Source organism: Streptomyces sp. NPDC006259, from assembly GCF_042870975.1.
GTDB lineage: Bacteria > Actinomycetota > Actinomycetes > Streptomycetales > Streptomycetaceae > Streptomyces.
The window spans coordinates 194815-219310 of the sequence record NZ_JBIAHY010000005.1 but is presented as its reverse complement, the minus strand read 5'-3'; the positions used below and the strand labels follow the sequence as shown (position 1 = coordinate 219310).

At 71.9% G+C, this 24496-nt stretch carries 24 protein-coding genes and 1 pseudogene; 8 read left to right on the top strand and 17 right to left on the bottom strand.

Annotated elements, in window-relative coordinates:
* Positions 1-244: 244 nt before the first annotated feature.
* The 7 genes and pseudogenes from ACFYO5_RS21650 to ACFYO5_RS21620 all read right to left on the bottom strand — a co-directional run bounded on the left by ACFYO5_RS21650 (position 245) and on the right by ACFYO5_RS21620 (position 6688).
* Positions 245-886 (bottom strand): cutinase family protein, encoded by a 642-nt coding sequence (locus ACFYO5_RS21650; RefSeq protein WP_356567956.1) that lies wholly within the window; start codon positions 884-886, stop codon positions 245-247.
* Between the two features lie 187 nt (positions 887-1073).
* A complete protein-coding gene (locus ACFYO5_RS21645; protein ID WP_388710874.1) occupies positions 1074-2285 on the bottom strand; it encodes a PucR family transcriptional regulator in 1212 nt (403 codons plus the stop codon).
* Positions 2286-2670: 385 nt separating this feature from the next.
* Positions 2671-2739 (bottom strand): annotated as a pseudogene (locus ACFYO5_RS21640) (1-acyl-sn-glycerol-3-phosphate acyltransferase); the annotation flags it as partial.
* 200 nt (positions 2740-2939) lie between these two features.
* Positions 2940-3869: a PhzF family phenazine biosynthesis isomerase gene (locus ACFYO5_RS21635; RefSeq protein WP_388710871.1), complete on the bottom strand. Its 930-nt coding sequence runs from the start codon at positions 3867-3869 to the stop codon at positions 2940-2942.
* A gap of 386 nt (positions 3870-4255) precedes the next feature.
* Positions 4256-4804 (bottom strand): DUF1360 domain-containing protein, encoded by a 549-nt coding sequence (locus ACFYO5_RS21630; protein ID WP_388710868.1) that lies wholly within the window; start codon positions 4802-4804, stop codon positions 4256-4258.
* A 250-nt stretch (positions 4805-5054) separates the two neighbouring features.
* Entirely contained in the window at positions 5055-6230 is a 1176-nt protein-coding gene (locus tag ACFYO5_RS21625) for a zinc-dependent alcohol dehydrogenase (protein WP_356567962.1), read from the bottom strand.
* Positions 6227-6688: a hypothetical protein gene (locus tag ACFYO5_RS21620; RefSeq protein ID WP_388710864.1), complete on the bottom strand. Its 462-nt coding sequence runs from the start codon at positions 6686-6688 to the stop codon at positions 6227-6229. The genes ACFYO5_RS21625 and ACFYO5_RS21620 overlap by 4 nt, the downstream gene beginning before the upstream one ends.
* Positions 6689-6947: 259 nt before the next feature.
* On the opposite strand from ACFYO5_RS21620, the gene ACFYO5_RS21615 reads away from it, so the two are divergent.
* Together ACFYO5_RS21615 and ACFYO5_RS21610 are read left to right on the top strand one after the other, a co-directional pair.
* Positions 6948-8147 carry a hypothetical protein gene (locus tag ACFYO5_RS21615; RefSeq protein ID WP_388710862.1) on the top strand — a complete coding sequence of 400 codons (1200 nt, stop codon included), beginning with the start codon at positions 6948-6950 and terminating at the stop codon, positions 8145-8147.
* Positions 8148-8158: 11 nt separating this feature from the next.
* Positions 8159-8749: a hemerythrin domain-containing protein gene (locus tag ACFYO5_RS21610; RefSeq protein WP_388710859.1), complete on the top strand. Its 591-nt coding sequence runs from the start codon at positions 8159-8161 to the stop codon at positions 8747-8749.
* A 624-nt stretch (positions 8750-9373) separates the two neighbouring features.
* Here ACFYO5_RS21610 and ACFYO5_RS21605 read toward each other — a convergent pair.
* The 3 genes from ACFYO5_RS21605 to ACFYO5_RS21595 all read right to left on the bottom strand — a co-directional run bounded on the left by ACFYO5_RS21605 (position 9374) and on the right by ACFYO5_RS21595 (position 13103).
* Positions 9374-9934: a hypothetical protein gene (locus tag ACFYO5_RS21605; protein WP_388710856.1), complete on the bottom strand. Its 561-nt coding sequence runs from the start codon at positions 9932-9934 to the stop codon at positions 9374-9376.
* A 174-nt stretch (positions 9935-10108) separates the two neighbouring features.
* Positions 10109-11839, bottom strand: a complete 1731-nt coding sequence (locus ACFYO5_RS21600; RefSeq protein ID WP_388710853.1) for a RecQ family ATP-dependent DNA helicase — start codon at positions 11837-11839, stop codon at positions 10109-10111.
* A gap of 766 nt (positions 11840-12605) precedes the next feature.
* Complete coding sequence (locus tag ACFYO5_RS21595) at positions 12606-13103, bottom strand: PaaI family thioesterase (RefSeq protein WP_388710850.1); 498 nt, start codon at positions 13101-13103, stop codon at positions 12606-12608.
* Between the two features lie 92 nt (positions 13104-13195).
* On the opposite strand from ACFYO5_RS21595, the gene ACFYO5_RS21590 reads away from it, so the two are divergent.
* A complete protein-coding gene (locus tag ACFYO5_RS21590; protein ID WP_388710848.1) occupies positions 13196-13663 on the top strand; it encodes a winged helix-turn-helix transcriptional regulator in 468 nt (155 codons plus the stop codon).
* 198 nt (positions 13664-13861) lie between these two features.
* On the opposite strand, the gene ACFYO5_RS21585 is transcribed toward ACFYO5_RS21590, so the two are convergent.
* Together ACFYO5_RS21585 and ACFYO5_RS21580 are read right to left on the bottom strand one after the other, a co-directional pair.
* Entirely contained in the window at positions 13862-14014 is a 153-nt protein-coding gene (locus tag ACFYO5_RS21585) for a hypothetical protein (RefSeq protein ID WP_356567977.1), read from the bottom strand.
* Between the two features lie 244 nt (positions 14015-14258).
* A complete protein-coding gene (locus ACFYO5_RS21580) occupies positions 14259-14864 on the bottom strand; it encodes a rhomboid family intramembrane serine protease (RefSeq protein ID WP_388710845.1) in 606 nt (201 codons plus the stop codon).
* A 550-nt stretch (positions 14865-15414) separates the two neighbouring features.
* Between ACFYO5_RS21580 and ACFYO5_RS21575 the strand changes: the two genes are divergently transcribed.
* Positions 15415-16836, top strand: a complete 1422-nt coding sequence (locus tag ACFYO5_RS21575) for a DEAD/DEAH box helicase (RefSeq protein ID WP_388710842.1) — start codon at positions 15415-15417, stop codon at positions 16834-16836.
* A gap of 53 nt (positions 16837-16889) precedes the next feature.
* On the opposite strand, the gene ACFYO5_RS21570 is transcribed toward ACFYO5_RS21575, so the two are convergent.
* The gene (locus ACFYO5_RS21570) at positions 16890-17228 is read right to left on the bottom strand and encodes a MerR family transcriptional regulator (protein WP_356567982.1); all 339 of its coding nucleotides are present in this window, start codon (positions 17226-17228) and stop codon (positions 16890-16892) included.
* A 632-nt stretch (positions 17229-17860) separates the two neighbouring features.
* Between ACFYO5_RS21570 and ACFYO5_RS21565 the strand changes: the two genes are divergently transcribed.
* The 4 genes from ACFYO5_RS21565 (at position 17861) to ACFYO5_RS21550 (ending at position 20758) form a co-directional block, all read left to right on the top strand.
* The gene (locus ACFYO5_RS21565) at positions 17861-18298 is read left to right on the top strand and encodes an SPW repeat protein (RefSeq protein ID WP_356568019.1); all 438 of its coding nucleotides are present in this window, start codon (positions 17861-17863) and stop codon (positions 18296-18298) included.
* 97 nt (positions 18299-18395) lie between these two features.
* Positions 18396-18878 carry a DUF2243 domain-containing protein gene (locus ACFYO5_RS21560; RefSeq protein ID WP_356567984.1) on the top strand — a complete coding sequence of 161 codons (483 nt, stop codon included), beginning with the start codon at positions 18396-18398 and terminating at the stop codon, positions 18876-18878.
* Positions 18875-19726 carry a cytochrome c oxidase assembly protein gene (locus ACFYO5_RS21555; protein WP_388710837.1) on the top strand — a complete coding sequence of 284 codons (852 nt, stop codon included), beginning with the start codon at positions 18875-18877 and terminating at the stop codon, positions 19724-19726. The genes ACFYO5_RS21560 and ACFYO5_RS21555 overlap by 4 nt, the downstream gene beginning before the upstream one ends.
* 63 nt (positions 19727-19789) lie before the next feature.
* Positions 19790-20758 (top strand): Rieske 2Fe-2S domain-containing protein, encoded by a 969-nt coding sequence (locus ACFYO5_RS21550; protein WP_388710835.1) that lies wholly within the window; start codon positions 19790-19792, stop codon positions 20756-20758.
* Positions 20759-21087: 329 nt separating this feature from the next.
* Here ACFYO5_RS21550 and ACFYO5_RS21545 read toward each other — a convergent pair whose 3' ends face one another.
* The 4 genes from ACFYO5_RS21545 to ACFYO5_RS21530 all read right to left on the bottom strand — a co-directional run bounded on the left by ACFYO5_RS21545 (position 21088) and on the right by ACFYO5_RS21530 (position 24388).
* Positions 21088-21459: a hypothetical protein gene (locus tag ACFYO5_RS21545; protein WP_356567990.1), complete on the bottom strand. Its 372-nt coding sequence runs from the start codon at positions 21457-21459 to the stop codon at positions 21088-21090.
* Positions 21456-23168 carry a cytochrome c oxidase subunit I gene (gene ctaD, locus ACFYO5_RS21540; protein ID WP_356567992.1) on the bottom strand — a complete coding sequence of 571 codons (1713 nt, stop codon included), beginning with the start codon at positions 23166-23168 and terminating at the stop codon, positions 21456-21458. The genes ACFYO5_RS21545 and ctaD overlap by 4 nt, the downstream gene beginning before the upstream one ends.
* Before the next feature lie 237 nt (positions 23169-23405).
* On the bottom strand, positions 23406-24179 hold the full coding sequence (locus ACFYO5_RS21535) for a phosphodiesterase (protein ID WP_388710832.1): 774 nt from the start codon (positions 24177-24179) through the stop codon (positions 23406-23408).
* Positions 24176-24388: a hypothetical protein gene (locus tag ACFYO5_RS21530; protein ID WP_388710829.1), complete on the bottom strand. Its 213-nt coding sequence runs from the start codon at positions 24386-24388 to the stop codon at positions 24176-24178. The genes ACFYO5_RS21535 and ACFYO5_RS21530 overlap by 4 nt, the downstream gene beginning before the upstream one ends.
* Positions 24389-24496 lie beyond the last annotated feature (108 nt).

Genomic DNA, 24496 nt, shown 5'->3' with positions numbered 1-24496 from the left:
GAACGGACCGTCCGGCGGGGCGGTTGCGCCCGGACCGTGTCCGATGAGAGCGCGGACGGTTCCGGAACCTCGATGTGCTGACGGCGCGCCTCCGGATGGACGGGAGGCCCGAACCGTTCCCGCCGGGCTCGCGGAGGTCACCGCGGACGCCGAGGAGCGCCAAGAGGAGCCGCCAACGGGAGGGCAGTCGGGCCCGGGGTGAACCCCGCGGGTCCGACTGCCAGGCTGCTCGCCTCGGCGGTGCTCAGACCTTGCCGGCGGCGAACGTCGCGGCCGCGTCGGCGTCGGCGCGGTAACTCAGGTGGGCCGTCACGTTGTTGCCGCCGCTCTCGCAGACGGGGTCACCGTCGGCGCAGATGTCGAGGGTGCGGCTCTGGTAGGTGCCGGTGACGCTCTTGCCGATGGCGCGGATCGGGTTGCCGAACAGCAGCACCGCGGCGACCTTCGATTCGAGCGCCGCGGGAATGGTGGCCACGATGGGACTGCCGACCGCCGCGCCCGCGCTGCTGATGCCGATGGAGTTGTCGACGACGTTCGCGCCCTGCGAATAGCCGACGAGGACGAAGCGCTGGTTCGGGCAGGCGGCCGCCTGGCTCCGCACGTGGTTCACCAGGTCGCTGTTGCCCCGTGCGGCCGAGGTGAGGGAGAGGTTCGCGGGATAGTCCACCGCATAGCTGGACAGGCTTTTACCCGCCAGCTTCCGCTGTAGGGACGAGTACACCGGGTCGCCGACGATCAGGCCGAGCGTGCCCGGCTCGAAGGTGCCCCTGGCCGACACGACATTGATGTCCGTGCAGGCCGCGGCTGTCGCGGTGGGCGCCGAGAGGGTGGCCATTCCGGCCCCGCCGACCAGCGAGAGGGCGGCGAGACACAAGCGGATGCGCATGGGGGAGATCCTTTGTGGGTGGGGCGCTTGATGCGCCTGGGGAAAGGACGTCCCGAAGGTATGCGCGTTCGCAGGCCTGGTGTTATGTACGGGAATTCAGAGTTTCCTCGCTGTTTTGTGCTCGCGTGAGTGACGTGAACCCGGGATGGCGTTCTTACGTACTGGACTCCTCCCGGTCTCGCGGTGACTAGGCGCGCAGGGACTCGGCGCGCAGGGTCAGGATGAGGTCCAGGCGGGTGCCGGGATCGTGGAGGGCCTCGCCGAAGAGCTTCTCCAGCTGCCGCAGCCGGTAGCGGACCGTCTGCGGGTGGACGTGCAGGCGGGCGGCGACGTCGGGCACGTTGCCGCCGCTGAGCAGCCAGGCCAGCAGGGTCTGCGCGAGCCGGCCGCGCTGCCCCTCCGAGACCGTGTCGAGGGGCGCGAGCACACGGGACCGTAGCTGGGCCAGCAGCGGCTCGTCGCTGTGCAGCAGCAGGGTCGACAGGTGGTCGGCGCAGCGTACGACGCCCTGCCGGGGCAGGATGCCGCGGCCCATCAGCCCGAGTGCGCGGGTGGCCCAGCGCAGCGACCGGGCGGCCTCGGTGAGCGGCACCGTGGGGCCGATCGCCGCCGGACGGCCGCGCGGCGCGAGGGCTGAAGCCCGGCCGCCGAAGCGGCCGTCGCCGTCCGGATCGGGCACCAGCATCCGGGGCGGCCGGGACTCCAGGTCCACCAACGCGCCCGGCGGCAGCGGCGTGCGGTCCTGCTCCTGTTGGTCCGGGGCGGCGGCGAGCGCGACGACGGCGACCTGCCGCGGCACCGGCCAACGGGCGCCGTGCGCCAGGTCCTTGACGGCGTCCGTGGACACCGGTCCCTCGCCGAGGAGCAGGTCGAGCAGGCGTCTGCGGCGACGTTCCAGCTCGTCGGTGTCGCGCAGCCGGGCCTCCGCGTAGCCGGCGGCGGCCGCCTCGGCGACCTCGTGCACGGTCCGGAACGCCAGTTCGCCCAGCGCGGCCACGACCGTCGACCCCAGCCCGAGTTCCTCCGCCGTACGTCCCATCAGCCGCCAGGCGTGCAGGCCGCCCACGCGCAGGGCGGACTGCAAGGCGTCCAGGCTGCGGCCCTCCAGGGCTTCACCACGGCCGAGTTGGCGGTATGTCGCGGCGATCGCGTCGCTGCGGCCGCGCGGGTCGGCGATGTGGTCGACGAACAGGGTGAGCGCCTGTACGACACCGGCCCTGAGGTGCGCGCGGTGGGTTCCGTCGGCCGGGCGGGCGTACTCCGGGACCTGGCCGCGGACCTCCCGCTCCACCTCGTCGGCGACGGCCTCGAGCCCGTCACGCAGCAGTTGGGCGAGGTCGGGCGGTATGGGGGCGGTGCCGGGGCCTTCGGCAACGCCGCCCGGAGTGGGGGCGGTCACGGCGGAGACTCCTTTCGCCGGGAAGCGGCACATCCGCGGGCCGGTGCCCGTGGGACGAGGGGGCGGTCCCGGTTGGGACGGTCACCCCCCGCGCTCCGTTCCGTGCCCCGAGGGCACCGGAGTCACTCCGCAACGCACAGCGGACGGGCGAGCATCGGCCACACCGCTCGCCGCGCCCCAGCACGTCCATGCCGCTCCTGACCGCGGGACGACCCGGCGCACCACCCGCTGGGCGGCGGGTCCGGCGCGCGCCGAGGTCGTCGGCGCCACGGGGGTCGCGGCCCGGGTGGACGACGGTCCGTCCCGGTGGATCGTTCCGGCGCCCGCGGCGAGCCCGCTACGGCCAACCGCAGCAGAAGTCCCTGGCGGAGTGGACCGACGCGCGCTGGCCGACACCCTTGAAGAAGGCCGCCGTCAGCCGGCCCTTCACACCGGGCGTGGTGAAGTACTCGGCGGCGCGACCCGGCGGCACCGAGCACTTGGCACACCTTCGCGCCGACCACGTCGACACACATCCGCGCCGGCCACTCGTGCACGTCCCTGCCCGCGTTCCCTGCCCTGCTGGCCTTTCCCCCTGGCCGAGGAGGCCACGCCCCCGCTACCGGCGCTCGGCGCTCACCTGGCAGCTCACGGCCGGCCGTCGCACCGGCACGCTCACCGTCCCTGCCGGGCTGATCCGGACGAAGGACCCCAGCCCTCGATCGGAACGGCCTGTCCCGTGACGCGGGTGCGGGGGCTCTGCGGATCCACGTCGATCAGCAGGTCGCTGGGGCGGCCCATGTCCTCTCCCTGCCGGATGGCGATCCTGGTGGGGCCGGTGACGAGGCCGAGGGCACGGAGGTATCCGCCGAACGCCGCGGCCGCCGCTCCGGTCGCCGGATCCTCCACCACGCCGCCGACCGGGAACGGATCGCGGGCGTGGAAGCGGTACGGCGACTCACGCCACACCAACTGGAGCGTGGTCCAGCCGTGGAGCCGCATCACCTCGGCGAGGCCGTCGAAGTCGTAGTCCAGGGACGCCAGGCGCGCTCGGGAGGCCGCGGCCAGTACCAGATGGTCGTTGCCGCCGAACGCGACGTGCGGCGGCAGCGCCGGATCCAGCTCGCCGGCCTCCCAGCCGAGGGCCTTCAGCGCCGCGTCCAGCTCGGTGCTCTCGGCGGGGCGGGAGCGGGTCGCGACGCTGGTGAGTGTGGCCAGCACGGCTCCGTCCTCCGATACGGTCGCGACGGGGATCTCGCCTGCCGGGGTGTCGAGCAGGATCTCGCCGGGGCCCGTCCGCTCGGCGAGGGCGACGGCCAGGGCGACGGTCGCGTGCCCGCAGAAGGCGACCTCGGCGAGCGGGCTGAAGTAGCGGACGCCGAACCGCCGGGACGTCTCGTCATGACGGGTGACGAAGGCCGTCTCGGAGTATCCGACCTCGGCGGCGACGGCCAGCATCGTCGCGTCGTCGAGCCCGCGGGCGTCGAGCACGACGCCGGCGGGGTTGCCGCCGGCCGGATCGTCGGTGAAGGCCGCGTAGCGCAGGATCTCGGCGGCCGGGCGGGCGGGGTTGACGGGGGTCGCCCCGTCGGCGTCGGTGGTCATGTTCCCTACATTGCCATCACGTCGATGTGCGGGTGGGAGCACACGATCACGGAGCATGCCCGTCCGCGGGCCGTTCGCGCACGCGGGCGGCGTCGGTACCCGGACCGTCACCGCCCGGCACGGGCGTCGCCGACGGTCCCCGATCCGTGCGCCCGACGGGGTGAGCGCCGGGCGCACGGCGACGCGGGTCCCGGCTCGCCCTTCACGGCCGCCTCCGGGCGGCCGCGCACGCCGGTGAGGTGGACGAGGACGGAACTGGACGGAGGTCCGGGGACGTGCCGCGGCTCCGCTCCGTCCCGCTCCGTCCCGCTCCCCACCGTCGGGGCGCCGAGGGACGCCGAGGGACGCCGAACCGGATGTGGTCGAAGGCTCGGCGTACGACGGTGCTATTCGTCGTCGCCGGTGGCCTTGTCCACCAGGGCCGCGTAGACCAGTTGCAGCGCGTCCGCCCCGGCCAGCGCGGTGAGCGCCCCCATGGCGGTCCGGGTGCCGCGCGGCCACATCAGCCGGCTCGCGGTCAGGGTCGAGGCCACCCACACACTCATGCAGAACGGGCAGGTCAGCAGCTCGCCGACGGTCTCCTCGCCGCCGTCGGCGCGTGCCTCCTCATGCAGTTCGGCCGGGCCCTGCGGACCGACGTACCGCGTGAAGGGAGCCCGCAGCGGGCTGGTCACCGAGGCCTTGCTCAGCAGTCGGCTGAGCCGGAAGGTGGCCACCGCGGTCAGGACCACGTCCCAGGGCTCGGGCCGGTCGGGCAGCGGGCGCCGGCGCAGCCGCACCGCCGTCGCCCAGGCCGCCGTGTACGCCCCGAAACCGGCCATGGCGGCGAGGTAGCCGCCCAGCGGCCGCTCGTGGCCCGCCGAGTAGTCACGTTCCGTCCCTCGCAGACGCCTCTCCAGGCGTCGTACGAAGCGGCTGTCAGCTGCTGTGCCCATGATTCGTGCCCGTTCCTGTCCCACTGCGTTCGCCGGTCGGTGCCTCACCGCGGTTCCCGTGCTCTCCGTTCGGGGGACCGCGGTTCCCCTGCTCTCGCCGTTCGGCTGGCGAGTCGTCCGGGGGCGGGCACCGGGGTCGTCCTACGGCCGCCCGCGACCGGGTCCCCCGCCGGGACATCCGGCAAACGGAGCCGCGAGGTCCCGCGCCGCGCGGCCACCCGGTCGGGGACCCCGCGCCGCCCCGCCCCGCTCAGCCACCCGGCCGGATCACCGCGCGTACGCAGCCGTCGGTCTTGTGCTTGAACATGTCGTACGCCCGTGGCGCCTCGTCCAGCGTGACGGTGTGCGTCGCCAGGTGGGAGGTGCTCAGTTCCCCGGCCGCCATGCGGTCGAGCAGCATCGGGATGTAGCGCTGGCCGTGCATCTGGGCGCCGCGAACGGTCAGTCCCTTGTTGATCACCGCGCCCAGGGGGAACTTGTCCACGGCCCCGGCGAAGACGCCCAGGATGAACACGGTCCCGCCCTTGCGGCAGGCGTGGATGGCCTGCCGTACGGCGGTGGGCCGGTCCGTCTGGAGCCGCAACTGCTGCTTGACCTGGTCGTACAGGTGCACCGGGCTGTCGCTGTGCGCCTCCATGCCGACCGCTTCGATGCACACGTCCGGACCCCGGCCACCGGTGCGTTCGCGCAGTTCCGCCCCGACGTCGGTGGCCGTGTAGTCGATGACCTCGCTGCCGATGTGCCGTTCGGTCATCGCCAGGCGCTCGGGAATCCGGTCGATGGAGATCACCCGCTCCGCGCCGAGCAGGATGGCGGCGCGCGCCGCCATCTGCCCCACGGCCCCGCAGCCCCACACGGCGACCACGTCACCGGGTTTCACGCCCGCCAGGTCGGCGCCCATCCATCCGGTGGGGACCGAGTCGGACACGAACAGCGCGCTCGCGTCGTCGATGCCCTCGGGGACGGGGAAGGCGCCGTAGTCCGCGAAGGGCACCCGCACGTACTCGGCGTGGCTGCCGCGCAGCCCGCCCATGGCGTGCGAGTAGCCGAAGATCCCGCCGGTGTCCGCGCCGAACATGGCCTGTCCGATACCGGGGTTGGTGTTGGTGTTGTCGCACAGCGACCACAGGTCGTTGGCGCAGTACCAGCATCGGCCACAGCCGACGAACGAGCAGACGACGACCCGGTCGCCCACCTGGTGGCGGCGGACCGCGGATCCCACCTCCACGACCTCGCCGAGGAACTCGTGACCGATGATGTCCCCGGATCGCATGAAGGGGATGTAACCGCCGATGAGATGCAGATCCGAGCCGCAGGTGGTCCCCGCGATCAGGCGCACGATCACGTCCTGGTCGTTGCGCAGGACAGGATCGGGCACCTGCTCCACGGCGAGCTTGTTCACGCCTTCCCAGCACAGGGCCTTCACAGCACTCCCTCCCCGCCCGCGCGCCTGGTCAACAGCCCGACGAGCTTGCCGCCGGGGGTGTCGTGCGTGGTGGGCGGCGCGTCGGGCCGCAGCACCTCACCCGCCTCGAGCAGCGCCTTCGCCTCACGCAGGGCGTGCCGCAGGTCCTGGCGCGGATCCTGGCCGGCGAGCCGTGCGGGCGCGGAGACCGAGGGCCTGTCCTTGAGGCGTACGGCCAGCTCCGTGCCCCGGTCACCGGGCGCGGGGCGGATCCGCGTCTCGATCCGGTCGCCGTACTCCTGGAGCGGCGCCGGCAGCTTGTCGGGATGGATGTCGCCCGGTCCACGGTTGATCGTCACCGTCAGCCAGCGGTCGGCGGCGGCCGGGTCCGCCGGACGGGCCGTCGAGCGGCGGACGAGGACGGCGGCACCGGCGGTGAGCCCGGCGGCGGCTGCCCACAGTGATTTTCTCGCGATCATCGGCGGTCACATCCCCTCGCGACTGTGCCTTCTCCGGCGCCTGGAGGAGCGCCGTGTGGGGCGAGTACCCCAGCCGTGGGTTGCATGCCGATGTCGTGCCGCCGGTCGGGTGACTACCCGGCAGCCGGTCCGGCGCGGACGCCTCGGTCCGGTGCCCACGACGTCAGGCTGGGCCGAGGAACCCGCTCGCCCCTTCGACGAGTGATCTCCTCGTCGTGGGGGACCTGCGTACTCACCATCGACCGCCCTGGAGGCACAAGTGACCTTCAACCCCCTGGAACAACGTGGCATCCCGCTGGACCGGCAGATCAGGAACTGGCGCGAACTGAACGTCACCCCGATCGATCCCGATCACTGCGACCCCTACACCCGCTGTCGCATCATCACGATGAACGGCATCGAGGTCGAGGCGATCATGTTCAGCCACCAGCTGGCCCGCAACACCGTCGATCCCGAGGTGAAACGCCAGCTCGCCCAGACGCGGTACATCGAGGCGCAGCAGCAGAAAGCGGTCAACTGGCTGCTGCCCGGCGTGTCGTCGGTGCTGGAGACGACGATCGCCTACGAGCAGGTGGCCGTGGACCTCACCGCCTGGGTCGCCCGCATGGAGCCCGACCCGTACCTGAAGCAGGCGTACCAGTTCGGTGTCCTCGAGGACTTCGATCACCTGTACCGGTACGCGAACCTGTACGAGATGATCGAGCACCGCAAGGCGGACGCGATCGTCGAGGGCCTCACCGAGGTCATGCCGGGCCGGCCCACGAAGTTCCACCACCGCGACCCGGTCGACAACGTGCGTGATCCGTACGCCAAGGACGAGACGAACCCGCTGTCGAAGCTGCACGCGCTGACGATCATGTCCGCGGAGCAGCAGACCATGAACTTCTACATGAACACCGGCCCCACCTACATGGAGCCGATCGCCCGCCAGCTCTACCAGGAGATCGGCCTCATCGAGGAGGAGCACGTCACGCACTACGAGTCGCTGGTCGACCCGGGCGAGACGTGGTGGGAGCAGCTCGTCAACCACGAGTACAACGAGTGCTATCTCTACTACTCCTTCATGGAGCAGGAGAGCGACCCCAAGGTGAAGGCGATCTGGGAGCTGCACCTGAACCAGGAGCTGGAACACCTGCACATCGCCTGCGACCTGATGCGCCGTCACGACGGACGCGACCCGGAGTCGGTGCTGGCGCCGCAGCTGCCCAACGTCCTGACCTTCGAGCCGAACAAGGCCTATCTGCGCGAACTGCTCGACACGCAGATGGACCTGACCACGCTCGGTGCCGGATACGTCCGCGACGCCCATGAGCGCTTCGAGAAGATGCAGGAGCAGATCCACGGCGGCGAGGAGCCGCCGAGCGAGCGGGTCATGGCGCAGCACGACGAGATGTTCGGGCGCGAGTACCGCGTCGAGACCGAGGGCGAGCACCCCGACCCCGCCATGCGCGAGAAGTGAGGAGAGCGGTCATGTCCGAGCTTCACACCCCGCAGGCCGGTGACGACGCCGCCCCCGACACCGACGTGGTGGCTCTGCTGATGCGGCAGCACGGGGACATCCGCAACCTGTTCGACGAGGTCGAGGCCGCGACCGGGGACGCCCGCCAGGAGGCCTTCCGGCGCCTGGTGCGCCTGCTCGCCGTCCATGAGACGGCGGAGGAGGAGATCGTGCACCCCTTCGTCCGCCGCAACGTCACGGGCGGTGAGGACGTCGTCGAGGCCCGCCTCGCGGAGGAACGGTCGGCCAAGGAGACATTGAGCGCCCTGGACGACATGGACACGAACGACCCGAAGTTCATGCCGCAGCTGCTGGCTCTGCGCGCCGACGTCCAGGAGCACGCGCGCGCGGAGGAGCGGTACGAGTTCATCCACATCCGGCGCAGCGCCGACACCTCGACGCTCGCCTCACTGGCCAAGGGTGTCAAGGCGGCCGAAGCCATGGCGCCCACCCGGCCGCATCCGGGGGTGGAATCGGCCAAGGCGAACGTGGCACTCGGCCCGGTCGCCGCCCTGATGGACCGCACCCGCGACGCCGTCCGCAAGGCCATGAACCGCGACTGACCGCATCCGGCCGACCGCCCACGACGTGCTCGCCACGCCGGTGGTCGGCCTCGTGGGAAGGCCCCGCCGCTGCGATGTTCGACATCCGCAAGGTGCGGACTGTTGCCCAGGGCGCCCGACAACCTGGTCCATGAGCGGGAGGGACACTTCCGGCTCAGGGACCAGGACCTGAGCAGCCACGACACCTGACGACGTGTCGCGACCAGCACCCGCACAGGCAGGCGGTGGCGCAGCAGCCGCAACCCGTCTGGCAGGTTCGAGGCGGCACCGCCGGTACTCACGGTGGTGCCGCTTGCCGGCCCTTCGCGGTGTCCGGGCGAGGCCGACCGCTGTTGCCTCGCCGACCGGCCTGCGGGAGAAGGCCACGGTGCGGACCACCGCGCCGAGCCGGGCCGCAGCCCGTCCACCATCAGCTGGGAGATTCGCCGCAACCGGCACTGCGGCGGCACCGGCGCCACCAGGCGCGAACCCGGCCGCCAGGCCGAACAGCACCGACCCCGACTCGCCACCCGGATGGCCACGATCGGCGAGCGTCCTGCCGAAGCCGAGGATTGCTCGATCACCGGCCCCGGGGAGGACGACCTGATCGCCAGCCGATCGGACCGGCCACGTTTCGCTGGATCGCTAAAGACCGCGTTCCTTTTGCCTGCGCGGCTTGCGCGGCGCCCTTCCCCAAGAGCCGGCAGGCCGTTCCTGTCGAAGCCTCGATGCGAACTCCGCGCGCGTCAGGACAGCTCGAGGCTGGGGGCGCAGGATCGAGTCCACGTCCCACGGGTCAACATGCGTCCATCCGAACTCCCGGACCACCTCGTCGAAAACCGGCGCGAAGTCCGCACCGGCCAGGTCCGGCATCCGATGGCCGAATCCTCGGACACGAGCGACGAAGTCCGCGGGCAACGGCACGTGATACGCCTCCACATAGTGGGCGAAGTCCGCGCGCCACACCCACAGGCCATCGGTGACAAGGGACGAACAGCCGGACGTGTGCCGGTGAACCTCACCCGTGAGGACGTCAACCCCTGCTTCCATGAAGTACGTAAGGCGATGACCGACGTCCAAATACTCCACAATCCGGGCTTCGTCCGGTTCGCCAGTCGCTTGCACCTGAACCCCCAGCGGTCCCGCGGCCAGCTCACCGGAGTGACCGAAGTCGTCGAAGAAGCCGAGCAACCTCAGCACGTCCACCCCCTCAGCCTCAGCGTCGAGGCGAGCATACGCAGGGTCGACACCCATCGGTCTCACCAAGGCGTAGCCACATCCGTCAGGCCGCGTGGTCGCGACCGGGCGACTGTTCAACTACCGGTGCAACGCCTCAGAGATCACGTATCGCGACGACCGGTGGAATGCGCCCGTTCCGGCTCAGCTCGTCCCGGTCGCCCCCGGCTCCTCGTGGCCGGGATCCTCGCCGGGCCTGCGCACCACCGTGAGCAGGTTCTCGCGTCCGGCCATCGCCTCGAGGGACAGCGTGCGGTATCCGGCCTGGTCGAACAGCACCGTGATGCGGTCCAGGTCCTCGCTCAGCACGGTGCCCTCGCCCCACTGCTCGTGCCGCACCTCGGTGCCGACGGGGTAGGCGGCCGCCGAGGGGTGGGCGGTCCGCTCCTCCGTCCCGTCCTCGGGCCGCTCCTCGTCGCACACGTCGCAGTTCCCGCACGGGGCGTCGTAGGCCTCCCCGAAGTAGCCGAGCAGGAAATACCGTCGGCAGCCGGTGGTCTCGGCGTACGCCCGCGCCATCTCCACCCGTGACCGGTCGGTCCGGCGATGCTCGGTGGCCGCCTGCTCCGCCTGCTCGGTGGCCTGACGGGCGGACACCCCGGGCACCGGTCGTACCTCGCCCTCCTCCCCCGTCCCGACGGCGTCGGCCTCCTCCAGCAGGTTGACCGCCGCGGTGACCCGGTTCCTCGACAGGCCCGTCTCCTGGCGCAACTCGTCCAGGTCGGCCGCCTCCCCGCCGCGACCGTGGACGGCCTCGACCACCTCGGACAGGGCGCCCCGACCGGGGCTGCGGGAGGCGAAGTAGCTCTGCATGCCGGTGTCGTCCGGCCGGTAGTGCAGTACGGCGAGAGCCGCCTGCCGGTCTCTGCCGCAGCGGCCGATCTCCTGGTAGTAGGCGTCCAGCGAACCCGGCAGCGACGCGTGCAGGACGAACCGCACGTCCTCCTTGTCTATGCCCATGCCGAACGCCGACGTCGCCACCACGACGTCCGCCGCGCCGGAGAGGAAGGCGTCGTGGATCCTGGCGCGTTCGGAGGCGCGCAGTCCGGCGTGGTAGCTCTCGGCCGCCAGTCCCAGAGAGGCCAGTTCCCCGGCGTAGTACTCGCTGTCCTTGCGGGTCGCGGCGTAGACGATGCCCGGCTTGGGCCCGGCGGCGGCCCGCTCGACCACGGCGCGGCGCCGGTCGTCCTCGTCCAGGAAGCGGCGGACCTCGAGCCTGATGTTCGGCCGGTCGAAGCCGGTCACCATCACCCGCGGCCGGCGCATGCCCAGCCGCTCGGCGATCTCCTTGCGCACCGGTGGGGCCGCCGTCGCGGTCAGCGCCAGTACCGGTGGCCTGCCCACGCGGCGTACCGCCTGCTCCAGCCGCAGGTAGTCGGGGCGGAAGTCGTGCCCCCACGAGGACACGCACTGAGCCTCGTCCACCACGAAGAGGGCGGGGCGGGCCTCGGCCAGCCGTTCCACCACCTCGTTCTTGGCGAGCTGCTCCGGAGACAGGTAGAGGAAACGGATCTCACCGCGCCGCAGCGCCTCCCAGGCGGCCGCCGTCCTGGCCGCGCCGAGGTCGGAATTGACCGCGACGGCACCGGGCGCGGCGTCGCCGTCCGGCAGACCGGCTATCTGGTCCCGCTGGAGGGCCAGCAGCGGGGACACCACGACGACCGGTCCCGGCAGCATCAGGGCGGGAACCTGGTACACGGCGGACTTGCCCGCCCCGGTCGGCATGACGACGAGGGTGTCCTCACCCTCCAGCACCCATTCCATGGCGGCGAGCTGCTCGGGCAGGAGTGTTTCCCAGCCGAACACGTCCGCGGCGATCTCGCGCAAGCGTGCCGCCCGGTCCTGCTCCGTCCGCGGTTCCTCGTGTCGTCCCATGCCGCTCCCTCGCCGCTCCGTGGGCGCGTGGGGCGCGCCGCCGCACCGCGAGTACCCGCGGGTCCGACGGACGATGCTGTGACGCTGCCGACCGCTGCCGGCCATCGCCGGCCCCGAGCCCTTCGGGCAGGCGTCGGGCGGCTCGGCGAGGACTACCGCGCGTGGGCCATGGTTCGCCAGGCAGTCGCTCGGGCGTCGGCAGCGTGCTCGCAGCGACCGGCGGACTCCGTCATTCCCGTTGCGCCCGCTCGGCCGCCTCCAGCCGATCCGACGTCGCGTTCGCCGGTTCCCCGCGGCGGAGCAGCTTCCACGTCTGCACCCCGCACTCCACCACCGCGTTGCCATGCCCACGAGGGCCATGAACACGCGCGGCAGCAGCCATCAGCCTTCCCGAGCGGCGGCGAGGCCCATCATGGCCACGCCCATCAGCAGCGGTTTGCCGGCCGTGCGCAGCCGCAGCTCGATCCCGTCCCACATCGGCGTGCCTCTCCCCCTCGCGCCCCGCGGGCGGCCGGAAGGAAGCATACGAGCACATACCGGGCACCGGGAATCGGGCCGACGCCGCCCGTGAGAGCGGTCACCCCGGCGGATACCGTTCCTCGTCATACGGCGGTGCCGCCAATGTTCGCCATACGGCGGTGCCGTCAGTGTGTCGCCCTGCCCCTCGGCCGCCGCCTCGGCCCGGTCGCGCCGTCCGTGATCGGCCCGTCGCCGAGGAACCGCACCCAGGGAGGGACGGGACCGAAAACCCGGGCGCCGAGGTCGGCTACGGCGCCGGCGGTACCGGGAAGAGCATGCAGGTGCTGGTGGCGTGGGCGAGCAGGCGTCCCGTCGCGTCGACCAACTGCGCCTGGGCGAGAGCGGTCTGGCGCCCCTTGCTGACAACCGTGCCGATGGCACGCACCGTTCCGGTGTCCACGGTGATCCGCCGCAGGAACTTCACCGTGAGGTCGAGCGAGGTGTAGGCCATGCCCTGCGGAAGGGTGGACTGGACCGCGCAACCCGCCGCCGAGTCGAGCAGTGTGGCGAAGATGCCGCCGTGCACGCTGCCGATCGGGTTGTAGTGCTCCTCCCCCGGCGTCAGGGAGAACACCGCCCTGCCGGGCTCGACCTCGTCCAGGGCGAAGTCGACCGTGTGGCCGATGGGTGGCCCCGGCAGCCGCCCCGCCCTCAGCTCGCGCAGGAAGTCGATGCCGGCCATGCGTCCGGCTGCTTCCGCCAGGATCGCGGGGTCGTCCCACTGATACGTACGCGTTCGTCCCACGAGTCGAGGCCTTCCCTCTGGCTTTTACCGATGAAGCTAGCCTTCGGCTCACCTGACTGTCAATGAAGAAGCCAGCCCTCTACCATGGCGGGATGAAGTGGCTTGAGGCGAGCACGGAGAACTGCCCCGTCCAGCGCACGCTCGACGTGGTCGGAGAGAAGTGGACGTTGCTGATCCTGCGTGACGCCGTCAACGGGGTCCGCCGCTTCGACGACTTCCACCGCCATATCGGCCTGTCGGAGGCCGTCCTCAGCGACCGCCTCCGGAAGCTGGTCTCGGCCGGCGTCCTGAAAGCCGTGCCCTACCGGGAGCCGGGCAACCGCTCACGCAACGAGTACCGCCTGACCCGCAAGGGCTGGGACCTGTGGCCTGTCCTGATGGCACTCACCCAGTGGGGCGAGACGTACGCCTTGGGCGACGAGGGCCCCGTGCTGGACATCCGCCACACGGACTGCGACGCTCCGGTCCGCGTCGTCGTCGAGTGCTCCGCCGACCACTCCACCCTCACCCCCGGGGAGATCACCGCCCGCCTGGGGCCTGGGGCCCGTCCCCGCTCCTGACGAGGACCGCGCCCGCTTCCCGTGCCTCCGCACGAGCGTCCGCCGCCCCAAGGAGTGAGGTCACGCCTCGGGACAGCAGACCGTCCGGAGTGGGAAGAACCTCGGTTTCGACGGCAGGGGGGAGCGCCGACCCCTGACCCCGGCATCCAGTGATCCCGCGGCGGACGCCGGACCATACCGAGAGCCCGACTCCCGTGCTCAGGCGCTCGCCTGCCGGCGCGCGGCCATCCTCCGTGGAGCCGCGTGGTGCACCGCCGCGCCCGAACCGGCCGGCTGCCGACGCCACAGCCACAGGGACGTCACGGACAACAGGCCGGTGAAGACGATCAGGAAGAGGACCGACACCCACATCTGCCGACTCCCCGGGTCCTCCCACCCGGCCCAGGCGGTCGAGGCGGCCCACAGAGCGGCTCCACCTGCGTAAACGGGGCGGATTCGCCGCAGCTGCCGCACGGCCCGCACGGATTCGGCGTGATCGTTCTCCGGTGTCATGTCGGCGCGGGTACCCCGAAACGGTCCTCATGTGCGCCCGACCGGGGTCGGAACGAGGTTCATGTGCACGCGCGCCCGCCGACGGGGCGGTGCGGGCGACCGCTCACCCCTGGCGGACCGGAGTCCGCCGGAACGCCACCGCCGCGGCGACGCCGCCGATCAGGCCGAAGAGGTGCCCCTGCCAGCTCACTCCGGTGGCCGTCGGCAGCACCCCCCAGAGGATCGAACCGTAGACGGCACCGACGAGGAGGCCCACGAGTACGTCACCGATGCGGCGGTCGACGAAACCGCGGACGACGAGATAGCCGAACAGGCCGAAGACGACGCCCGACGCGCCCGCGGTGTTGGAGTGCGCCGGCGCGGTGAGCCAGACGCCCAGGCCGCTCACCAGGGTGATCACCGCGGCGACGGCGAGGAAGCGGCGAATGCCGGACAGCGCCGCCAGGAAGCCCATGGCCAGCAGCGGCAGACTGTTCGCCGCGAGATGGTCGAACCCGAAGTGCAGGAAGGCGGCGGGCACGACGTCGCGAAGCTCGCCGAACTCCCGTGGCGTGATGCCGTAGGCGTCCAGGGCGTGACCGCTGATCGCGTCGATGATCTCCAGTACCCACAGCAGGGTGACCCACCCCGCCACCAGCGCCGCCGCGTCCCGGGTCCGCGCCCGCCGCGATGGCGACGCCGGGCGCGTCACGCCGTCCGGCCCGTTCATCCCGTTCGGCCGGTTTCGAGATCCGGCACCGAAGTGCGATTCGTACACCACAGCGACCCCCTCCGATGCCCTCGTGTCCCGGCCGATCGTGCCCGGCTCGACCGTCTACTGATCAACGCCCGGATGCCTCGTCGCGGTTCCAGATCCGAGCGACTTTCCCTTACGTCCGTACGCCCGTCACGCCCCGCCCCCCGTTACGCCCGCCCCCGCCTCGCTCCTCGCGCCCCCTCAGTTCCGCGTCGTCGATCGGCGACCTCGGTAAGGCTCACGGTCCCCGGCCGACGGGCTCGGCAGGGTCACGCTCCTCGGGCGACTGCGTCGGCAAGGCTCACGTCGGCGGACGGGGACGGACAAGGCTCACGCCGACGGCCGGGGATGGGCAAGGCTCACGCCGGCGGCCGGGGATGCCGAAGGCGGCTGATCGTGCCGGGCCCGCGGGCGGGTGAGCGGCCGCTGGTAAAATGAGGAAACGCCTTCGACACCGCCGGGGTCCGTACCAACGGGTACGGACCCCGGCGCGTTCCCGGCGTCACACCGAGGAAGGTTCCCCATGAACGCGAAGCCGCCGGCCACTGTACTCCCGCACGCCGGCAAGCACCGGCCGGCGACCGCGCCGCAGGGTGACCTCTCGACACCCCCGCCCGTATCCCCCGGCCTGCCGCCGGCGGCGTCCTTCGACGCGCTGGGTCTTCCGCCCGAGGTGTTGGCGACGATGACCGGCCTGGGGGTGACGGAGCCGTTCCCGATCCAGGCCGCGACCCTGCCCAACGCGCTGGCCGGACGCGATGTCCTCGGCCGCGCGCGGACCGGATCCGGCAAGACCCTGGCCTTCGGCCTCGCTCTCCTGGTCCGTACGGCGACGGGCCGGCCCGCGGAGTCGAAGCGGCCGCGGGCGCTGGTCCTGGTGCCGACCCGGGAGCTGGCCCAGCAGGTGGGCGACGCGTTGGAGCCGTATGCGCGGGTTCTGGACCTGCGGCTGGCCACGGTGGTCGGAGGTCTGTCGATCAACAAGCAGACGGCGCTGCTGCGGGCCGGCGTCGACGTGGTGATCGCGACGCCGGGGCGGCTGACGGACCTGGTGTCGCGCCGGGAGTGCCATCTGAACCACGTGCGGATCACGGTGCTGGACGAGGCGGACCAGATGTGCGACCTGGGTTTCCTGCCCCAGGTCTCCGACATCCTCGACCAGATCCCCGCCGAGGGACAGCGGCTGCTGTTCTCGGCCACGCTCGACCGCAACGTCGACCAGTTGGTGCGCGACCACCTGCACGACCCGGTCCTCGCGTCGGTCGACCGGCTGGCCGGCTCGGTCGCCACGATGGAACACCATGTCCTGAACATCCACGCCGCCGACAAGTACGCGATCGCGACCGAGATCGCCGCGCGGGACGGCCGGGTGCTGATGTTCCTGGACACCAAGGCGGCCGTGGACCAGTTCACCCGCCACCTGCGGGCCAGCGGAGTGCGCGCGTCCGCCCTGCACAGCGGCAAGTCGCAGCCCCAACGGACGCACACGCTGGCCCAGTTCAAGAACGGCGAGGTCACCGTGCTGGTGGCCACCAACGTCGCCGCGCGGGGCATCCACATCGAGGCCCTCGACCTCGTCGTCAACGTCGACCCGCCGGCCGACGCCAAGGACTATCTGCACCGCGGCGGGCGTACGGCGCGCGCCGGGGAGTCCGGCAGGGTGGTCACGCTGGTCACGCCCAACGAGCGGCGCGAGGTGAACCGGATGATGTCGGAAGCCGGGGTCCGGCCGACGGTCACGCAGGTGCGCTCCGGTGAGGCGTCGCTGACCGCCATCACCGGGGCGAAGCGCCCGCCGGCAGGGACGAAGGGCACCGGCGGCAACGCGCCCTTCCGCGGGCTCGGCACCCGTCCGGCCGGTGCCGCCAAGGAGTCCCGCAAGACCGCTGACGCCCGCAGGACGGCGGAGGCCCGTGCGGCGGCCCGGGTGCGCAAGGGCCGCTGACGGGCGACGCGCCGGCTCCTCGTGCCCGGCGGGCGGGCGGGGCCTGCCGGGCTTCAGGCCGAGGTCTTGCGCCGGTCGGCCTGGCCGCGCAGCTCCTCGTTGATACGCCTCGCCTCTTCGAGCTGGTCTTCCAGAATGATGATCCGGCAGGCGGCCTCTATCGGGGTGCCGGTGTCGACGAGTTCCCGGGCGCGGGCCGCGACGCGCAGCTGGTAGCGGGAGTAGCGGCGGTGGCCGCCCTCGGAGCGTAGGGGCGCGATCAGGCGGTTGTCCCCCAGAGCGCGGAGGAAGGCGGGCGTGGTGCCGAGCATGTCGGCGGCCCGGCCGATGGTGTAAGCCGGGTAGTCGTCGTCGTCGAGCGGGTCGGGGGTACGTGATCCGGCAGCGGGCATAGACCTCTTCTTTCCAGGGACGCGTCGGGGGGCCCTGGGCGCTGATGTGCGCCCAGGGCCCCGAGGTTTCAACACCATCTACCGGCTGACCTGCACCGGCTTCTTTGTTCCGCCTGCCCGCCCGCGAGGGCGGGACTGCGGGGATCGCGAATGCGTGACCGTGGACCACCTTCCGTTCTGGGGCCTGCGGTACCCGGGCGGTACTTCGTCCTCACCCGGGCGATCCTGATGGCGTCTGCTCCTCACCTCATTCGGTTGCGCGATTTCGATGTGTTCGGTTACTGCACGGCAGCTCGTCCTGCCGCTTCCTTCGACTTCCTGAGTACAGGACCAACGCTAGCTCCCGCACATCGCAATGTCTACTTTCTCCACGACAGATTTTCTTCCCGCCCGAGGCGTGCGGGGGGGGATCATCCCGCACCCTCGCCGCGGCCTTTCCGCACGTCCCCCGCGGTGGGAAAGCCGCGTCACCTCGCGGTCGCACGGTGCGCCGGTGGCCCCGAGGCCGCAAGCCCGAAAGCCGACTCCCCAGGAAGGGTTGGGGCAGGAGACGGCGGGGGTACCCGTGGGCATCGAAACACCGAACGAACGCTCCGGAGGTGAGCGCAGTGACCACTTCTCCCAGGTCGTCGATGGAGACCCACCCCGACATCGTCGACATGCGTGCCCGTCACGAGATGGCGGAACGAGCCACCAGCACCCCCATGGCACAGGCCGTCGAGGCCCTTGCCTTCCTCACCGGTGTCTATCTGGCGGCCTCCCCGTGGATCGCGGGCTTCAGCGGTCTGTCCGCGCTGGCGGTCAACAATCTGATCGTCGGTATCGGCTACGCGCTGCTGATGAGCGGCGGCTTCGGCCGGGCCTACGAGCGCACGCACAGCATGGCCTGGGCGGCGTGCGCGCTCAGCCTGTGGACGATCATCGCCCCCTGGGCGGTCTCGGGCGACGTCAGCACCACCAGGACCGTCGTGAACAACGTCATCGTCGGCATCGTCGGTCTCCTGCTGGCACTGGCCGCCAGCGCCGTCGCACGAGAGAGGCGGTCGCCGCGCCGCGACCGGGGCATGTAGGCCCGGTGACGGTGCCGGAACCCGACCGGGTGCGGTCCGGGAGCGCGGAACCCCCTGACAGTGCCGCGGGACACGCGGCCGGGGACGGGGGCGGCGGATGACCTCGTCGCCCCCCTGTCACGGCCCGTGTCCCGAGCACCGAAGGTCCCTGGCGGCGGGCCTCCTGATCGGCATGGCCGTCATGGCCGCGGTCGATGAGATCGTCTTCCACCAGCTCCTGGGCTGGCACCACTTCTACGACCGGTCCACCACAGGCGTCGGGCTGCTCTCCGACGGCCTGCTGCACACCGCCGAACTCCTCGCCCTCGTCGCGGGCTTCTTCCTCTCCGCCGACCTGCGGCGCCGTGGAGTGAGGGACGCCGCCCGGCTGCGGGCGGGAATCGTTCTCGGACTGGGCTTCTTCCAGCTCCTCGACGGGATCGTGGACCACAAACTGCTGCGGGTGCACCAGATCCGGTACGGAGTGGACGTCACCCCCTACGACTGGGCGTGGAACCTGGGGGGCCTGGTTTTGCTGCTCATCGGCTGCGCCCTGACCCTGCGCGCGACCCGCCGGGACCGGACGGGGCCGACGGCGTGAGTGAGGTCCACATCCACCCCGGAACCTCCGTCGCCGACTGGGGCGGACCGGCCGGACTCGGCGTCGCGGTGGCGGCGTCGGTGACAGCCGTCGGATATCTGCTGGCCGCCCGGCGTCTGCGCGGCAGGGGGGACACCTGGCCGTGGGCGCGGGACGTGTCCTTCGCCGTCGGCTGCGCCGCCCTGATCGGGGCCACCACGGCCGAACCACCGGGCGGCCCCTTCACCGCGCACATGGCACAGCACCTGGTCATCGGTATGGCGGCCCCGCTGCTGCTCGTCCTCGGCAGACCCCTGACCCTGGTCCTGCGCGGCCTGCCTCCGGGAGGGGTGCGACGTGGCCTGCTCCGGGCAGCGCACGCGAGGCCCGTCGCCGTACTGCTCTCTCCTCCCGTGGCGGCGTTGGTGGACATCGGCGGGCTGTGGTCGCTCTACCGGACCGGACTCCTCGCCGCCACGCATCAGCACCCCCTCCTGCACGTCGTCACGCACGCGCACGTCCTGACGGCCGGACTGGTCTTCACCTTCTCGGTCTGCCAGCTCGATCCGGTGCGCCGGCGCTGGAATCTCGCGGTGCGCGGCGCCGCGGTACTGGCCGTCGGCGCCGCCCACTCGGTCCTCGCCAAGGGGTTGTACGGGAGGCCACCGCCCGGCACCGCCTTCTCGGTCGACGACCTGCGCACCGGCGCCCAGTTGATGTACTACGGCGGCGACCTGATCGAGGTGGCACTCGCCGTGACGCTCGCCGTGCGGTGGTACGGCTCGGCCGGACGCGCCCACGTCCGCCGGTCGTCGAGGGCGCGGCGGCGCCGGGACCTCGCGGCGAGCGGCGTCGCCCGGCTCGGCTGAGAGCGCGATCCCCGGTGTCCGTCCGCCGTTTGCCCCGCCCGTCGTTCGGGGACCCGGCTACGCATGAACGCTATGCCACGACGCCGCCGTGCGAAGCAGAGCCGCCTGCTGTGGTTCCTGGACCGTCTGGAACGCACTCCGGTGGCCGACCCCCTGATCGACACGCTGCGCAGCGGGGTGCGTGCCCTGCCGCTCGGACGCGGACGGGACGTGCTGCACGGCCGATGGCTCGGGCACCCGGTGCATCCCCTGATGGTGCAGGTGCCGATCGGGAGCTGGCTGTCCGCGGCCGTGCTGGACACCCGGCCCGGCCGCTCCCGCGAGGCGGGCCTGCTGGTGGGCGTCGGCCTGGCGGCCGCCGGGCCCGCGGCGCTGGCGGGTGCCGTGGACTGGGCGGAGCTGCACCGTGAGCAGACCCGCGTGGGGCTCGTGCACGCGGCGGCGAATCTCGCCGCCGTCGGTCTCTACGCGACCTCTCTCGCCTTCCGTCTCCGGGGTCGCACGGGCGCCGGCCGGGCCTACGGATTCCTCGGCCTGACGGCGGTCGGGTTCGGAGGCATGCTGGGCGGCCACCTGGCCTACCGGCAGGCGTCCGGAGCCAACCACGCGGAAGAGGTCGCGCACGTCGTGCGGGAGGGCTGGCACCGGGTCGGCACCGTGGACGAGTTCCCGGTCGGAGAGCCCGTGCGGCGCGTCGTGGACGACGTGCCGGTCCTGGTGGTGCGCCAGTCCGGCGGGACCGTCCACGCCCTGGCCGAGCGGTGCAGCCACCTCTCCGGTCCGCTGTCCGAGGGCACCGTGTCCGACGGGTGTGTCCAGTGCCCGTGGCACGGCAGCGTCTTCCGGCTCTCGGACGGCTGGAACGTGCGGGGTCCGGCCACCGCGCCCCAGCCCGCCTTCGACACCCGGATCCTCGACGGGCGTGTCGAGATCCGCCTGTCCCGGCATGACCGGCCGGGCGACCGGGAGGCGAGCGACGCCGAGGCGGGCGACACCGAGGCGGGCGCGGCTGTTCGTCGGCACGGCGGCTGACGTCCGCCCCCGCCGGGCCGCTCCGGTCCCCCAGGGGGCCGCGCCGGGGGTTCGCCAGGCGTGGTCGAGCGGATGAGCGGATGAGCACAGCTCTGCGTCGAGGAGAGCCTGGCGCACGCCTCCGCGTCAGTCTCCTGTCACCGAGAACGCGCCCTTCGCCACCGTCACCGGCATCGTCGAGGGACCCTGCCGGGTGCCGTCGACGGGCAGGCACCGGCCGCGAGCGGCGCCACGCTCCCGGCGTACCGGCAGCGACACCCCGCGCGGGACCGCGCCGCGAGGACGCCCACGGTCGTGGACCGTGGGCCTGGTGTGCTGCTCGGAACGGCCTAGCGGGCGAGCAGTCCGACGGCCGCGCCCACCCCTGCGGTGCAGGCGAGGACCGCCGACGCGCACACGGCATGGCGTCTGAGCAGGTCGCGTCGCAGGGTGGCGTAGCGGCTCTCGTACTCCTGCCTCAGCTCGGCGGCCCGGTGGACGATGTCCCGCAGCATCCGGCGGGTGAGGTCGGTGCGCTGCCGGACGTAGTGGTGCGTGAGGTCGTCGGCCTGGGCGGTGGTGAGCCAGGGCAGACGGGCACAGAGGTCCTCCGCCTCGCGGTGCGCCTGGTCGTGGTGGACGCGGGCGAGTAGGTAGCCCTCGGCTTCGGCGGCCAGGACGCCGTCCCGCCCGTCGGGTGCCGGGTGCCCACCGTGCCTCACCGCGGTTCGCCCTTGTGGCTTTCGGCGTCGATGGCGTCGCGCCTGCCCAGGTTCTCACCCTGTTCGATCTTCGCGAGTTCGGGGTGGTGCAGGTCGAAGGCCGGGGACTCGGAGCGGATGCGCGGCAGGGTGACGAAGTTGTGGCGCGGCGGCGGGCAGGAGGTGGCCCACTCCAGGGAGCGGCCGTAACCCCAGGGATCGTCGACCTCGACCCGCTCCCCCTTCTGGGCGGTCTTCCAGACGTTGTAGAGGAAGGGCAGGGTGGACAGGCCGAGGAGGAAGGCGCCGATGGAGGAGGCGGTGTTGAGGGCGGTGAAGCCGTCGGCGGCGAGGTAGTCGGCGTAGCGGCGGGGCATGCCCTCGGCGCCGAGCCAGTGCTGGACCAGGAAGGTCGTGTGGAAGCCGACGAAGAGGGTCCAGAAGTGGATCTTCTCCAGTCGGTGGTCCAGCATCGTGCCGGTCATCTTCGGCCACCAGAAGCTGAACCCGCCGAACATCGCGAAGACGATGGTGCCGAACAGGACGTAGTGGAAGTGCGCGACCACGAAGTAGGAGTCGGTCACGTGCCAGTCCAGCGGCGGGGAGCCGAGGATCACGCCGGTCAGGCCGCCGAAGAGGAAGGTGACCAGAAAGCCGGCCGCCCACAGCATCGGCGGTTCGAACGACAGCGAGCCCTTCCACATGGTGCCGATCCAGTTGAAGAACTTCACTCCCGTCGGCACGGCGATGAGGTAGGTCATGAAGGAGAAGAACGGCAGCAGGACCGCTCCGGTGGCGAACATGTGGTGGGCCCAGACGGTGACCGACAGGCCGGTGATGGCGATGGTGGCGCCGACCAGCCCCATGTAGCCGAAGATCGGTTTGCGGGAGAACACCGGGAGGATCTCGGTGATCACGCCGAAGAACGGCAGGGCCAGGATGTAGACCTCGGGGTGGCCGAAGAACCAGAACAGGTGCTGCCACAGCAGCGCGCCGCCGTTCTCCGGGTCGAAGATGTGCGCGCCGAACTTGCGGTCCGCCTCCAGCGCGAACAGGGCCGCGGCGAGGACCGGGAAGGCCAGCAGGACCAGCACCGAGGTGAGCAGCACGTTCCAGGTGAAGATCGGCATCCGGAACATGGTCATGCCGGGTGCGCGCATGCAGATGATCGTGGTGATGAAGTTGACCGCGCCCAGGATCGTGCCGAACCCGGCGAGCGCGAGGCCCATGATCCACAGGTCGCCGCCCAGCTGGGCGGTGCGCTCGCCGCCGCTCAGCGGCGTGTAGGCGGTCCAGCCGAAGTCGGCGGCGCCCTCCGGAACCATCAGGCTGCTGAGCACGATCAGGCCGCCGAAGAGGAACAGCCAGTACGAGAACATGTTGAGCCGCGGGAAGGCGACGTCCGGCGAACCGATCTGCAACGGCATGATCGCGTTCGCGAACCCGGCGAACGTCGGTGTCGCGAACAGCAGCAGCATGATCGTGCCGTGCATGGTGAAGGACTGGTTGTACTGCTCCTGCGACAGGAACTGCAGCCCCGGCCGGGCCAGCTCCGCCCTGATGGCCAGAGCCAGCGCTCCGCCGATCAGGAAGAAGGTGAACGAAGTGATCAGGTAAAGGTGACCGATCTTCTTGTGATCGGTCGTGGTCAGCCAGGTGACGATCACCCGGCCCCGGCCGCGGCGTTCCGCCGCCGGCACGGGAGCAACGGGTTCGGTCTCAGTCGCCATCAGATTCCTCGGTCGGCAGTGGGGGCCCCGGCCGAAAGCGAGGCGGGACGCCCTGCCTTTCGTCGCGCCGGGTGTTCGGGTGAGGCAGTGTGTAACCAGCCCAGCCGAAACCACACCTGCCTTTTCGGCACCACGCCCAGCAGCGTGCCCCTTTCAGCCGAATGACGGACGCGAGCCCGCGCCCGGTTGACAGCGGCGGCGGTCGACGGCCGTCGGACGACTCGCGACGGGCGGTTGTCAGCCTGCTCGGCCCCGCCGCTCCCGGCGGCCTCTGCGGGAGCCCCGGTAGGCCGCGCGACGGATCGTGGCCAGGGTCTCGCCGGGCGTGAATCCCCGGGCGCTGTGCCGGTAGACGTCGTAGTCCGCGCTCTCCTCCTCCCCGAGGGGCAGCGGACCGCGCACGGTCAGCACGGCGAACGCGCGCCATGCCCCGTCGGGGGCTGCGGCGCACAGGTCGAAGACGAGTGGCCCGCGCTCCAGTGCCGCGCTCAGACTCTCCGGGTCGCCGTGCACCGGTGCCCGCCCGGAGCGGCGCGGGAAGGCGGCCAGGACCCGCGTCCGGCCGCCGACCCGGTAGGAGAGCAGGCTGGAGTACGGGCCGCCCAGCGCGTCGGCACGCGGCCGCGGCAGGTGGCGGGTGAGGCGGCCCCGGCCGCTGCTCGTGAGCAGGAGGTCGAGGGGTGCTCCCTCTCCGGTGACCCCTTCCATCCGTACGGCAAGACCCAGACCGTCGGGCAGGCGGCGGGGCAGGCCGGCCGCTCTGGAGAGGCGGGCCGTGGCGGCGTACCGCCGTGGGGTGTCCAGCCAGTCCACCCCCCACGGTTCACCCGCGGCGTCCACGACCTCTACGTCGGCCGTGCACGTCAGTCCGCGCGGGTGCAGCGCCGGGGCTCCGCGCAGCCGGGCCAGCATCCGGAAGCCGGCCTCGACGGCCCCCGTGGGCCGGGACCGCGCTCGCGTGCGTGGTTCTCCGGTGCCGGCGCCGCCCCTCGATGCCGGCTCTCCGCTCACGGACCGGACCAGCCGCTCTCCCACTCCTTGCTCCCCTCCTGCTCCTCGCCCGCCTCCGGGTCCTGGCCCGGAGCCTGCTCCTCCCTGGTCTCCCCCTCCGCCTGGGAGGGCGTGGTGCGGGGGACGTCACGACGCTCCGACGGCCCCTGCTCGTCCGGGGCGCCCTGCTCCCGCTCGCCCTCGGCCTGCGACGGGGTCTGCTCACTCATGCCGTTCTCCTCATCGGTCGTTCCGTGTCGTGCCGGGGGTCGGCGGCCCTTCGCAGAGGGCTGCTCCTCGAACGTCGCGGGCACCCTGTGGAGCGGGCCGTCCCGCTG

Coding starts and splice junctions, on each gene's coding strand:
- ACFYO5_RS21575 (WP_388710842.1), top strand. CDS start 15,415: ATGAACGCGAAGCCGCCGGCCACTGTACTCCCGCACGCCGGCAAGCAC.
- ACFYO5_RS21650 (WP_356567956.1), bottom strand. CDS start 886: ATGCGCATCCGCTTGTGTCTCGCCGCCCTCTCGCTGGTCGGCGGGGCC.
- ACFYO5_RS21560 (WP_356567984.1), top strand. CDS start 18,396: ATGACCTCGTCGCCCCCCTGTCACGGCCCGTGTCCCGAGCACCGAAGG.
- ACFYO5_RS21585 (WP_356567977.1), bottom strand. CDS start 14,014: ATGTGGGTGTCGGTCCTCTTCCTGATCGTCTTCACCGGCCTGTTGTCC.
- ACFYO5_RS21635 (WP_388710871.1), bottom strand. CDS start 3,869: ATGACCACCGACGCCGACGGGGCGACCCCCGTCAACCCCGCCCGCCCG.
- ACFYO5_RS21610 (WP_388710859.1), top strand. CDS start 8,159: ATGTCCGAGCTTCACACCCCGCAGGCCGGTGACGACGCCGCCCCCGAC.
- ACFYO5_RS21530 (WP_388710829.1), bottom strand. CDS start 24,388: ATGAGTGAGCAGACCCCGTCGCAGGCCGAGGGCGAGCGGGAGCAGGGC.
- ctaD (WP_356567992.1), bottom strand. CDS start 23,168: ATGGCGACTGAGACCGAACCCGTTGCTCCCGTGCCGGCGGCGGAACGC.
- ACFYO5_RS21570 (WP_356567982.1), bottom strand. CDS start 17,228: ATGCCCGCTGCCGGATCACGTACCCCCGACCCGCTCGACGACGACGAC.
- ACFYO5_RS21590 (WP_388710848.1), top strand. CDS start 13,196: ATGAAGTGGCTTGAGGCGAGCACGGAGAACTGCCCCGTCCAGCGCACG.
- ACFYO5_RS21600 (WP_388710853.1), bottom strand. CDS start 11,839: ATGGGACGACACGAGGAACCGCGGACGGAGCAGGACCGGGCGGCACGC.
- ACFYO5_RS21620 (WP_388710864.1), bottom strand. CDS start 6,688: ATGATCGCGAGAAAATCACTGTGGGCAGCCGCCGCCGGGCTCACCGCC.
- ACFYO5_RS21550 (WP_388710835.1), top strand. CDS start 19,790: ATGAACGCTATGCCACGACGCCGCCGTGCGAAGCAGAGCCGCCTGCTG.
- ACFYO5_RS21630 (WP_388710868.1), bottom strand. CDS start 4,804: ATGGGCACAGCAGCTGACAGCCGCTTCGTACGACGCCTGGAGAGGCGT.
- ACFYO5_RS21580 (WP_388710845.1), bottom strand. CDS start 14,864: ATGAACGGGCCGGACGGCGTGACGCGCCCGGCGTCGCCATCGCGGCGG.
- ACFYO5_RS21565 (WP_356568019.1), top strand. CDS start 17,861: ATGGAGACCCACCCCGACATCGTCGACATGCGTGCCCGTCACGAGATG.